Origin of the sequence: Klenkia sp. PcliD-1-E (genome assembly GCF_024124375.1) — a bacterium.
Lineage (GTDB): Bacteria > Actinomycetota > Actinomycetes > Mycobacteriales > Geodermatophilaceae > Klenkia.
In genome coordinates, this window is sequence record NZ_JAMXRZ010000123.1 from 1 (window position 1) to 11436 (window position 11436).

Annotated in this window: 12 protein-coding genes and 1 pseudogene; 10 read left to right on the forward strand and 3 right to left on the reverse strand. The window is 74.0% G+C overall.

All coding sequences use genetic code 11. From position 1 onward, the window contains the following. Nucleotides 1-664, forward strand: a pseudogene (locus tag NH342_RS18975) (DNA polymerase III subunit gamma/tau); the annotation flags it as partial. A gap of 15 nt (nucleotides 665-679) precedes the next feature. Here NH342_RS18975 and NH342_RS23720 read toward each other — a convergent pair. Beyond that, complete coding sequence (locus NH342_RS23720) at nucleotides 680-802, reverse strand: hypothetical protein (RefSeq protein WP_256480801.1); 123 nt, start codon at nucleotides 800-802, stop codon at nucleotides 680-682. A gap of 242 nt (nucleotides 803-1044) precedes the next feature. Further along, nucleotides 1045-1884, reverse strand: a complete 840-nt coding sequence (locus tag NH342_RS18980; protein ID WP_253017233.1) for an N-acetylmuramoyl-L-alanine amidase — start codon at nucleotides 1882-1884, stop codon at nucleotides 1045-1047. Between the two features lie 52 nt (nucleotides 1885-1936). Here NH342_RS18980 and NH342_RS18985 point away from each other — a divergent pair, with 52 nt between their 5' ends. After that, nucleotides 1937-2269 carry a YbaB/EbfC family nucleoid-associated protein gene (locus tag NH342_RS18985; protein ID WP_253017235.1) on the forward strand — a complete coding sequence of 111 codons (333 nt, stop codon included), beginning with the start codon at nucleotides 1937-1939 and terminating at the stop codon, nucleotides 2267-2269. Continuing rightward, the gene (recR, locus tag NH342_RS18990; protein ID WP_374209488.1) at nucleotides 2266-2862 is read left to right on the forward strand and encodes a recombination mediator RecR; all 597 of its coding nucleotides are present in this window, start codon (nucleotides 2266-2268) and stop codon (nucleotides 2860-2862) included. Before NH342_RS18985 ends, recR begins: the two co-directional genes overlap by 4 nt. Before the next feature lie 151 nt (nucleotides 2863-3013). On the opposite strand, the gene NH342_RS18995 is transcribed toward recR, so the two are convergent. Further along, entirely contained in the window at nucleotides 3014-3922 is a 909-nt protein-coding gene (locus tag NH342_RS18995; RefSeq protein WP_253017250.1) for an aldo/keto reductase, read from the reverse strand. A gap of 185 nt (nucleotides 3923-4107) precedes the next feature. Here NH342_RS18995 and NH342_RS19000 point away from each other — a divergent pair, with 185 nt between their 5' ends. From NH342_RS19000 to NH342_RS19030, 7 genes are all read left to right on the forward strand, one after another. After that, complete coding sequence (locus NH342_RS19000) at nucleotides 4108-5739, forward strand: ABC transporter substrate-binding protein (protein ID WP_253017252.1); 1632 nt, start codon at nucleotides 4108-4110, stop codon at nucleotides 5737-5739. Nucleotides 5740-5842: 103 nt separating this feature from the next. After that, complete coding sequence (locus NH342_RS19005) at nucleotides 5843-6937, forward strand: ABC transporter permease (RefSeq protein WP_253017254.1); 1095 nt, start codon at nucleotides 5843-5845, stop codon at nucleotides 6935-6937. Next, a complete protein-coding gene (locus NH342_RS19010) occupies nucleotides 6934-7932 on the forward strand; it encodes an ABC transporter permease (protein WP_253017256.1) in 999 nt (332 codons plus the stop codon). The genes NH342_RS19005 and NH342_RS19010 overlap by 4 nt, the downstream gene beginning before the upstream one ends. Further along, nucleotides 7929-9611: an ABC transporter ATP-binding protein gene (locus NH342_RS19015; RefSeq protein ID WP_253017258.1), complete on the forward strand. Its 1683-nt coding sequence runs from the start codon at nucleotides 7929-7931 to the stop codon at nucleotides 9609-9611. The genes NH342_RS19010 and NH342_RS19015 overlap by 4 nt, the downstream gene beginning before the upstream one ends. A gap of 45 nt (nucleotides 9612-9656) precedes the next feature. Continuing rightward, a complete protein-coding gene (locus tag NH342_RS19020) occupies nucleotides 9657-9848 on the forward strand; it encodes a ribbon-helix-helix protein, CopG family (RefSeq protein ID WP_253017261.1) in 192 nt (63 codons plus the stop codon). Then, nucleotides 9845-10231 (forward strand): type II toxin-antitoxin system death-on-curing family toxin, encoded by a 387-nt coding sequence (locus tag NH342_RS19025; RefSeq protein ID WP_253017259.1) that lies wholly within the window; start codon nucleotides 9845-9847, stop codon nucleotides 10229-10231. Before NH342_RS19020 ends, NH342_RS19025 begins: the two co-directional genes overlap by 4 nt. Before the next feature lie 94 nt (nucleotides 10232-10325). After that, a partial coding sequence (locus tag NH342_RS19030) for a YgcG family protein (RefSeq protein WP_253017260.1) occupies nucleotides 10326-11436 on the forward strand: 1111 nt, incomplete at its 3' end.

Sequence of the window (11436 nt, forward strand, 5' to 3'; positions counted from 1 at the left end):
CCCGGTCGAGCAGCAGCGGCCGGCCCAGCCCCGTCCGGCGGAGCAGCCCCGTCCGGCGGAGCAGCCGCCGGCGCGACCGGCCGAGCAGCCCCGGGCGGCGGCCGAGTCCGACCCCGCTCCCCGCGGCGGCGAGCCCACGCCGATGGTGTCGGCCAACCCGCCCGACCAGCAGCCCGGCGACGGCGAGCTGACCACCACCGACGTGCGGCGGATCTGGCCCGAGCTGATGGGCGTGGTCAAGCGGCACAAGCGCACCACCGAGGCGCTGCTGAAGAACGCCCAGGTGCACGACCTCAGCGGCGGTGTCCTCACGCTGTCGACGACCTCGCCGGCGTTGTCCCGCCGGCTCGGCGACGACCTGAACAAGGACGTCATCCGCGAGGCGCTCAACGAGCTGTTGGGGGTGCGCTGGCGGGTGGCGACCGTCGTCGACGGCGGGGGCGCTCCGCCGTCCGGCCCGGCTGGTCGCAGCGGGCCGCCGCCGTCGGCGCAGGAGACCCAGCAGGCCCAGCACGCCGCGCAGAGCGCGGAGGCCGACGAGCTGATGGCCGAGCGGTCGGCCGAGCCCGCCGACGGCCGGGACGCCCCGCCGCCGGTCGACCCGGAGCAGGCCGCGCTGCAGCTGCTGCGCACCCAGCTCGGGGCGCACCCGATCGACGGCTGACCGGCGCGCCCGGCGTCAGTGACCCACGACGGGCGTGGCGTCCGGGTCGGCGGCGAGCGCGTCGGAGGCGGCGGTAACGGCCAGCGCCGACAGCACCGCGGTGGCGATCGAGCCGCCGATCTGCTGGAAGGTGTTCACCGCCGCCGAGCGACCCCGGCGTCGGGGGCCTGCACGCCCAGGGTGGCTGCGCTGGACGCCGGTGCGATGACCAGCCCGCGTCCCGATCCACCGACGACGACCTGGCCTCCGTGGTCGGGCCGGCGCTCCGTCCCCGCTGACCGCCGTCCTCCTGCACGGACGTCCGTCCTCCTGCGCGAGCTCTGGTGCAGGAGGACGGAGTTCGATCAACCTCCCTGATCACCGCTGAGCGGCCGGGCGGGTCAGCGGCCGAGGAAGGCGAGCACCCCGGCGGCCAGCTGCGCGGCCAGGGCCTGGCGGCCGGCGTCGGAGCTCATCAGCGCGGCGTCGGCGGCGTTGCGCATGTTGCCGCACTCCACGTAGACCGCCGGCACCGTGTTCAGGTTCAGCCCGGCGAGGTCGCCGCGGCTGTCCAGCCCGTCGCTGCCCAGGTAGTCGCTGACCGGCTCCACAGCGGTGAGGGCGTCCCGCAGGTCGACCGCGAGCTGCTGGGTGGCCGCGGCGACCGGGGCGCCCCCGGGGTCCAGCGAGGAGGTGATGACGTGGAACCCGCGCCCGCCGGCGGCCGCCCCGTCGCCGTGGATGCCGACGAACGCAGCCGCCCCGACCTGCGCGCCCAGCTGCCCGCGCACGTCGACGCAGGGCCCCACGCCGGCGTCGTCCTGCCGGGTCAGCACGACCTGCACGCCCGCGGCGGTGAGCAGGTCGCGCACCCGCAGGGCGGTGTCCCAGGTGAAGGCGTGCTCGGGGTAGCCGGCGTCGGTGGACGTGCCGGTGGTGTTGCAGGGCTTGGTGCCGCCGGTGCCGTCGGGGACCGGGGCGTTCACCACCCCGGGGTTCGCCGCGTTGCCGCCGTTGTGGCCGGGGTCCAGCACGACGACCGGTGCCGGCGTCGTGGGCGCCGGGGTGGTGGGTGCCGGGGTCGTCGTGGGCGGCGCGCTGGTCGTCGGCGGGGTCGTCGCCCGGTCGGTGGTGGTGGCGGTGGTGGTGGTGGCCGGTGCCGCGGTCTGCGGGGCGGGGTCGGCGGCGCCGCACCCGGTGAGCGCCAGCACCGCCGCACAGAGGACCGCCGCTGCCCGCACGCCCCGCAGCGTGCCACGGGAGTTGTCGGACCCACGGCATACCCTCGTCCGCATGCGACCCGGTGGACAGCCCGACATGGCCCAGCTGATGAAGCAGGCGCAGAAGATGCAGCAGCAGCTGGCCGCAGCCCAGGAGCAGCTGGCCGCGGCCGAGGTCACCGGCACCGCGGGCGGCGGGATGGTCACCGCCCGGATGACCGGCAGCGGTGAGCTCACCGCCATCGAGATCTCGCCCCAGGCCGTCGACCCCGACGACGTGGAGACCCTGCAGGACCTCGTGGTCGCCGCCGTCCGCGACGCCAACCGGGCCGCCGGCGAGCTGACCCAGCAGACCATGGGCCCGCTGGCCGGTGCCGCGGGCGGGCTGGGCCTGCCCGGCCTCTGATGTACGAGGGTGCCGTCCAGGACCTGATCGACGAGCTCGGCCGGCTACCCGGCGTCGGTCCCAAGAGCGCGCAGCGCATCGCCTTCCACCTGCTGGCCGCCGACGCCGCCGACGTCGGCCGGCTGGTGGCATCCCTGCAGCGGGTGCAGGCCGAGGTCCGCTTCTGCAGCATCTGCTTCAACGTGGCCGAGGCCGAGCAGTGCCGCATCTGCCGCGACCCCCGGCGGTCGCTGGACACCATCTGCGTCGTCGAGGAGCCCAAGGACGTCGTGGCCATCGAGCGGACCCGGGAGTTCAAGGGCCGCTACCACGTGCTGGGCGGCGCCATCAGCCCGATCGAGGGCATCGGCCCCGACGACCTCAAGGTCAAGGAGCTGATGAGCCGGCTGATGGACGGCACCGTCACCGAGCTGATCATCGCCACCGACCCCAACCTCGAGGGCGAGGCCACCGCGGCCTACCTGGCGCGGCTGGTCTCCCCGATGGGGCTGGAGGTCTCGCGGCTGGCCAGCGGTCTGCCGGTGGGCGGCGACCTGGAGTACGCCGACGAGGTCACCCTCGGCCGCGCCTTCGAGGGCCGCCGCCGCATCTGAGTCCCCGCCGTCCCACCTCGGGGTGCGGCGCACGTCCGGCCGGCCCCCCACGGCGTGGATCAGGTGGGACGGGCAGCGTGCATCCTCCGCCGCCGACGTCCGTGGCGGAGGATGCACATCCCTCGTCGCACCTGATCCACGCCGGTGGTGGTCAGGCCCAGGGGAGGGACGAGCGGGTGGCCCAGTAGGCCTCGGGCTCCTCGGCCAGGTCGGGGAGGTCGGGCAGGACGACGTCCCGGGCGGCGGCGTTGGAGCGCAGCTGTGCGGGCGTGACCGCGCCCGACAGCACCACCGACGCCCACGGCTGGGCCATCGCGGCGGCCAGGGCGACGGCGTCCGGGCCCACCCCGGCGGCGTCGGCGGCCGCGCGCAGCGGCGAGCCGGCGGGCAGGCCGCGGTCGGTGAGCCGGCCGTTGGCCACGCCCTCCTTGACCAGCACCCGCCAGCCCGCGGCGGCGGCCTCGGCCAGCGCCGGCCCGACCGAGGGCTCGAGCAGGTTCCAGGTGCTCTGCACCGCGGAGAACAGCGGCCCGCCGTCCACCTGCAGCTCCACCCCGCGCCGGACGGCGTCCGCCTGCCGGGGCCCGGACGTGGAGAAGCCCAGCGGGGTGCCCGCGTCGCGGACCTCGGCCAGCCGGTGCAGCAGTGCGTCGTCGTCCCACAGCGGGCTCTCGACGGTCAGCGAGTGCACCGCGTAGAGCGCGAGCCGGTCGCCGAGCAGGGCCCGGGTCTCCGCCCACTGCCGCTGGAAGGTCGGCAGGTCGTGCGTCTTGACCTCGTCGGCGTCCACCGTGGGGTCCTCGGCGGTGTAGGTGTAGCCCCACTTGCTCGACACCGTGCCCGGCCCGGACCAGGTGGACAGGAACTGCTCGGCCCGGCCGTAGGAGCGGGCCGCGTCGAACCAGCCGATGCCCACGCCCACCGCGGTGTCCAGCAGCTCGTGCGCCCGGGCCTCCAGCGCGGCGGGGGAGCGGTCGCCGGGCAGGTCGGCGTCGCGGCCGAGGGTGATGTAGGCGGGGCGGCCGATCGCGGCCAGGCCGAGTCCCAGGTCAGCGCTCACGGGAGTCCATCCTGCCCCGGGGGCGTGGAGGTCTCGATCCGGTGACGATCGCCGCCCCGCCGCACAGGTCGCGCCGGGGGACGACCTAGTGTTCGGCCAGCCGCCGCCCGGACGTCGTCCGGCCGCGGCCTGCCCAGCACACAGCTCGTCCGGCCCGAACCAGCCGAGGAAGCAGGTCCTCCAGCATGCAGCGCCGAACCACCCGGGTGCTCGCGGCCTCCGCCGCCGGCCTCACCGCCCTGTCCGTGGCCGCCTGCGGCGGTGACTCCGGCGGGGGCGGCGGCAGCGGCTCCGGCGACGGCGACTCGCTGCTCATCGGCACCAGCGACAAGATCACCACCATCGACCCGGCCGGCTCGTACGACAACGGCTCGTTCGCGGTGATGAACCAGGTCTACCCGTTCCTGATGAACACCCCGCTGGGCAGCCCCGACGTCGAGCCCGACATCGCGGAGTCCGCGGAGTTCACCTCGCCCACCGAGTACACGGTGACGCTCAAGGAAGGCCTGACCTTCGCCAACGGCAACGAGCTGACCAGCTCCGACGTCGTCTTCTCCTTCGAGCGCATGGTCGCCATCAACGACCCGAACGGGCCGGCCTCGCTGCTGTACAACCTGGACTCGGTCGAGGCCACCGACGACACCACCGTCGTGTTCACCCTCAAGACCGCCGACGACCAGATCTTCCCGCAGATCCTGTCGAGCCCCGCGGGCCCGATCGTGGACGAGGACGTCTTCGACGCCGAGGCGCTGACCCCCGACGACGACATCGTGTCCGGCAACGCCTTCGCCGGCCCCTACGTCATCACCGACTACGAGATCAACAGCCTGGTCTCCTACACCGCCAACCCGGACTACCGGGGTCTGCTCGGCGCGCCGAAGACCGAGAACGTCGACGTCACCTACTACGCCGACGCCTCGAACCTGAAGCTGGACATCGAGCAGGGCAACATCGACGTGGCCTTCCGCAGCCTGTCGGCCACCGACATCGACGACCTGCGCGGCAACGACGACGTCGAGGTCGTGGACGGCCCCGGCGGCGAGATCCGCTACATCGTCTTCAACTTCGACACCCAGCCCTACGGCGCGACGACGTCCGAGGCCGACCCGGCCAAGGCCCTCGCCGTCCGGCAGGCCGTCGCGGACCTGATCGACCGCAGCGAGATCGCCGACCAGGTCTACCGCGGCACCTACACCCCGCTGTACTCCTACGTGCCCGACGGCCTGACCGGTGCGGCCACCCCGCTGGAGAGCCTGTACGGCGACGGCCAGGGCGGCCCGGACGCCGACAAGGCGGCGCAGACCCTGCAGGCCGCCGGCGTGCAGACCCCGGTCCAGCTGTCCCTGCAGTACTCCAACGACCACTACGGGCCCAGCTCCGGTGACGAGTACGCGCTGATCAAGAACCAGCTGGAGTCCACCGGCCTGTTCCAGGTCGACCTGCAGACCACGGAGTGGACGCAGTACTCCCAGGACCGCACCGCCGACGTCTACCCGGCCTACCAGCTCGGCTGGTTCCCGGACTACTCCGACGCCGACAACTACCTGACGCCGTTCTTCCTCACGGACAACTTCCTCGGCAACCACTACGAGAACCAGCAGGTCAACGACCTGATCCTGCAGCAGGCCAGCACCCCGGACGCCGACGAGCGGACGGCGCTGATCGAGCAGATCCAGCAGCTGGTTGCCCAGGACCTGTCCACGGTGCCCTACCTGCAGGGTGCCCAGGTCGCCGTCGTCCGGTCCGGTGTCACGGGTGCCTCGGACACCCTCGACGCCTCCTTCAAGTTCCGGTACGGCGCCCTGTCCGCCGGCTGATCCACCCACCGCACCCGGCCCCGGGTCGCCCCTCGCGGGGTGGCCCGGGGCCGGACGTGCGTCATCCGCCGCACACCACGATGGAGCACCCCGTGAGGACCCGATGACCACCGCGACCCAGGACCCGGCCCCGCCGGCGCCCGCGGACGCACCCGCCGGACGACGCCGCCGCGGCAGCGGGCTGGGCAGCTACCTGCTGGTCCGCGCGCTGCTGATCATCCCCACCGTCTTCATCCTGGTGACCACGGTCTTCTTCCTCATGCGCACGACCGGTGACCCGATCACCGCGGCGCTGGGCGGGCGGCTGCCGGCCGACCAGCTGGCCGAGCGGGTGCGGGCGGCCGGCTACGACCGCCCGCTGCTGGTGCAGTACCTCGACTACCTCGGCAGCCTGCTGCGGGGGGACTTCGGGACGACGCTGAGCGACCGCCGTCCGGTGACCGAGGTGCTCACCACCTACGGCGCGGCCACCCTCGAGCTGGCGGTCTACGCCCTCGTCGTCGCGCTGCTCGTCGGCATCCCGCTGGGCATGGTCGCCGCCCGGCTGCGCGACCGGTACCCCGACGCCGTCCTGCGGTTCTTCGCGATCTTCTGCTACGCCACCCCGGTCTTCTTCGCCGGGCTGCTGCTCAAGCTGGTCTTCGCGGTGTGGCTGGGCTGGCTGCCGGTCGCCGGGCGCATCTCCACCCGCGGGCAGATCCAGCTCAACCGGAGCGGGTCGGGCACCGGCATCTACCTGGTCGACGCGATCAGCTCCGGCAACGGCGACCTCGTCCTCGAGGTGCTGCGCTACGCCGTCCTGCCCTCGCTCGCCCTGGGCCTGCTCACCGCCGGGGTCTTCCTCCGGCTGGTGCGCACCAACATGATCGGCACGCTGGGCTCGGGCTACGTCGAGGCCGCCCGCTCCCGCGGGGTGAGCGAGTCCCGGCTGGTGCGCAAGCACGCCTACCGGCCGGCGCTGGTCCCGATCATCACCGTCATCGGCCTGCAGGTCGCCCTGCTGCTGTCGGGCGCGGTGCTCACCGAGACCACCTTCGAGTGGCGGGGCCTGGGCTTCCAGCTGTCGCAGTACCTGCAGGCGCGGGACTTCGTCGCCGTGCAGGGCATCGTGGCGCTGCTGGCCGTCATCGTCGCGCTCACCAACTTCGTGGTCGACGTCGTCGCCGCGCTGATCGACCCCCGGGTGAGGTACTCGTGAGCCGCCGACGCACCTGGCGGCAGCTGCCCGTCGTCCACCAGCTGCGGCAGAGCGTCGGCCTGCAGCGCGGCATGCTCGTCACCGGGCTGGTGCTGACCGGCATCCTGCTGCTCACCGCGGCCTTCGCCCCGCTGCTCGCGCCCTACGGCTACGGCCAGCTCCGCGACGCCGACGGCACCTTCGGCGCCCAGCAGCCGCCCTCGGGCGAGCACCTGCTCGGGACGACGGTCGGCGGCTACGACGTGCTGTCCCGGGTCGTCTACGGCTCCCGGACGGCGGTGTTCGTCATCGTGGTGGCGATCGTGCTGTCCATCGTGGCCGGCGTGCTGCTCGGGCTGGTCTCGGGCTACCTCGGCGGCTGGCTGGACCGCGTGCTGGTGGTCATCGCCGACGCGGTCTACGCCTTCCCGTCCCTGCTGCTGGCCATCGTGGCGGCCATCGTGATCAGCGGTGGCCAGTCCAGCCTGGTCGGCGGGGTGCTCGCCGCGGCGATCTCGATCACGGTGGTCTTCATCCCGCAGTACTTCCGGGTGGTCCGCGCCGAGACCGTGCGGATCAAGAGCGAGGCGTTCGTGGAGTCCGCGCGGGTCGTGGGCACCGGCACGTGGCGGATCATGACCCGGCACGTGCTGCGCAACGCCACCCGCTCGCTGCCGCTGATCGTCACGCTCAACGCCTCCGAGGCGATCCTGACGCTGGCCGGGCTGGGCTTCCTGGGCTTCGGCATCCAGCCCACCGCGGCGGCCGAGTGGGGCTTCGACCTCAACCGGTCGATCTCCGACGTCACCAGCGGCATCTGGTGGACCTCGATCTTCCCCGGCGCGGCGATCGTGCTGACCGTGCTCGGGCTGACCCTGGTCGGGGAGAGCCTCAACGACCTGGCCGACCCCCGGCTGCGCAGCCGCCGCCGGGCCGCCGACGCCTCCCCGCCCGCCGACGTCGCCGTGGAGCCCGGGGGCGGCGTCGCCGCCGGCACCGAGGGGAGGACCCGATGAGCGAGCCCGTGGTCGACATCCAGGACCTGCGGGTCACCTTCGCCACCGACGGCGGGGACGTCGCCGCCGTCAAGGGCGTCTCGCTGCAGCTGCAGCCCGGCGAGGTGCTGGCCATCGTGGGGGAGTCCGGCAGCGGGAAGACCGTCACGGCCCGCACCGTGCTCGGGCTGCTGCCCGAGACCGCGCTGACCCGCGGCGCGGTCGTGCTGCGCAGCCGGGACGGCGGCACGACCGCCGACGTGGCCACCCTGGCCGGCCGTGACCTGCGCGCCGTGCGCGGCCGGGACGCCGCGATGGTCTTCCAGGAGCCGGGCAGCGTGCTCAACCCGGTCTACCCGGTGGGCTGGCAGATCGCCGAGGGCCTGCGGGCGCACGGGGACGTCTCGAAGAAGGAGGCCCGCGAGGTCGCGGTCGACGTGCTCCGCCGGGTCGGCATCCCCGACCCCGAGGAGCGGGTGGACCACTACCCGCACCAGTTCTCCGGCGGGCAGAAGCAGCGGATCGTCATCGCGCAGGCGCTCGCGCTGAACGCCGGCGTCATCATCGCCGACGAGCCGACCACCGCCCTCGACGTCACCGTGCAGGCCGAGATCCTGGACCTGCTGCGCCGCTGCCGCGACGAGTTCGGCGCCTCGATCGTGCTCATCACGCACAACATGGGCGTCGTCGCCGACCTCGCCGACCGGGTCGCCGTGATGTACCAGGGCGAGCTAGTGGAGACCGCGGACGTCGCGACGCTGTTCGCCGACCCGCAGCAGGAGTACACGAAGACGCTGCTGGGGTCGGTGCCCAAGCTCGGCCAGGGCGCCGCGCGGGCCCGCGACCGGGCCGCCCGCCGTCCCGAGGGCTGGGCCGACCAGCCGCCGGTGGTCGCTGCCCGCGACCTGCGGATCGTCTACCCCGGCCGGTTCCGCAAGCCCGACTTCACCGCCGTGGACGGCGTCTCCTTCACCATCGCGCCGGGTGAGGTGCTGGGCCTGGTGGGGGAGTCCGGCAGCGGCAAGTCCACGATCGGGCGGGCCATCGCCGGGCTCACCCCGGTGTCGGGCGGGTCGCTGACCGTGCTGGGCACCGAGGTCGCCGGCATCAAGGAGAAGGCGTTCCGCCCGGTGCGCCGCCGGATCGGGTTCGTCTTCCAGGACCCGGCGACCAGCTTCAACCCGCTGCTGACCATCGCCGACGCGGTCGCCGAGCCGCTGGTCGTGCACGGGCAGGCCGGGGACACCGACGAGGCCCGCGGCCGGGTCGACGAGCTGCTGGAGGCCGTCCAGCTGCCGAAGGCGTTCGGTGACCGGTTCCCGCACGAGCTCTCCGGCGGTCAGCGGCAGCGCGCCTCGCTGGCCCGGGCGCTGGCGCTGCAACCCGAGCTGCTCATCGCCGACGAGCCCACCTCGGCGCTGGACGTCTCGGTGCAGGCCCGGGTGCTGGAGCTGTTCGACCAGCTGCAGCGGGACTTCGGGTTCGCCGCGCTGTTCATCAGCCACGACCTGGCCGTGGTCGACCTGCTGGCCGACCGGATCGCGGTGCTGCACCACGGCCGGCTGGTCGAGGAGGGCACTGGCGAGCAGGTGCTCGGCGACCCGCAGGACCCCTACACCCAGCGGCTGCTGGCCTCCCTGCCGGTGCCCGACCCGGCCGAGCAGGCCCAGCGCCGCGCCCGGTGGGCCGCCCTGCGCTGATCGGCTGACAGCGTGGTACCACGGCGCTACCGTGATCGGGTGGCGATGAACCTGCGGTTGACCGACGACGAGGCCGAGGCTCTGCGGGCCAGGGCCGAGCGCGACGGCACCTCGATGCAGGACGTCGCTCGCGCAGCGATCCGTGAGTACGTCAGCGACCGACCGGCGCGGCTGCGTGCCGCCATCGGTCGTGTGCGGGACGAGGACGCCGAGCTGCTGCGCCGTCTCGCGCAGTGACGTCCGGCGAGGAGGTCGTCGACCGCCTCTCCGTGGACGACCTCCTCGAGGTCGCGGCTGGGGTCGTCGACGGGGTCCGGGTCCGGGACCTGGGCATGCTCGCATCGGCAGCCGCCCGGCCGTGGACGACGGTCTTCGGCGCGGACGCCTACCCGACGTTCCCGGACAAGGTCGCCGCGCTGATGCACTCCCTGGCGCGCAACCACCCGCTCGTCGACGGCAACAAGAGGCTTGCCTGGGCCGCCGGCCGGGTGTTCTGCCTGCTCAACGGGTTCGACCTGGTCTTCGACGTCGACCGCGCCGAGCGACTGGTGGTCGCGATCGCCGCAGGCGAGGTGGACGTCGCCGACATCGCTGCGGTCGTCGTCGATGGGCTGAAGTAGCCGGCTGGCTCTGGTGCCCGCCCGGGGCGGGCTTCTCCCTGATGCAGACCTCCGGCGAGACGAGCTGACCCGGGGCTGGGCCAGGATGGCGCGCATGCCCCGCCCCCGTGCCGTGCTGCTGTCCCGCCTGGTGGTCGCCGTCGGGTTGGCGGTGGGGCCGGTGCTGCTGGCCGGGCCGGCCGCCGCGGAGGCCCCGTCGCGGTTGGTCACCGAGGTCACCGACGACGCCGGGGTGCTGTCGGATGCCGACCGGACGGCGGTCCAGCAGGCCGTCGACGGGCTGCGCGACGACCAGGGAACCCAGGTCTTCGTCGCCTTCGTCGACTCCTTCGACGGGATCCCGGCCGACACCTGGTCCGACGAGACGGCGCGGCTGTCCGACCTCGGTCCCGACGACGTCCTGCTCGCCGTGGCCGTGCAGGACCGGTCGTACTCGGTGTCGGCGTCCTACGAGCTGGTCGACGACGCGCAGTTCGCCGACCTCACCGCCGCCGTCGAGGACCGCATCCGGGACGAGGACTGGGTGGGCGGGGTGCAGGCGCTCACCGACGAGCTGCGCCCCGACCGCACTGGCTGGTGGGTGGCCGGTGGGGTGCTGGCCGCCGGCGCGGTCGGGGGCGGCGGGTACGCGCTGGTCCGCCGGCGGCGCCGGGCCGCGGAGGAGGCGGACGCCATCCGCCGCAACGGGCCGTTCCCCGACGAGAGCACCGAGCAGCTGCGCAACCGGGTCGGCAGCGGGCTGCTCGAGGTCGACGAGGCCGTGCGCGCCAGCCAGCTGGACCTGGACTACGGCCGGTTGCAGTTCGGCGAGCAGACCGTCGCCGAGCACGCCGCCACGCTGGCCACCGCCCGCGGCGAGCTGGACCGGGCGTTCGCGATCCAGCAGGAGCTCGACCTCCTCGAGACCCCCGACACCCCGATGGAGGACCGGGCGGTGCGGGAGCAGCTGGCGGAGCAGCTCGAGCTGCTGCACGACGCCGACACCCGGCTGGACGCCGCGGCCGCCGACTTCGCCGCGCTGCGCGACCTGCAGAACACCGCCCCGCAGGTGCTGGCCGGCCTGGCCGGGCGGGTGACCGCGCTGCGCGGGCGGCTGCCCGGTGAGGCGACCCGGGTCGCCGGCCTGCAGCAGCGCTACGCCGCGGCGTCCACGGCCGAGGTGGCCGACGTGCTGCCCCGCGCCGAGCAGGCGGTCGGCGCGGCCG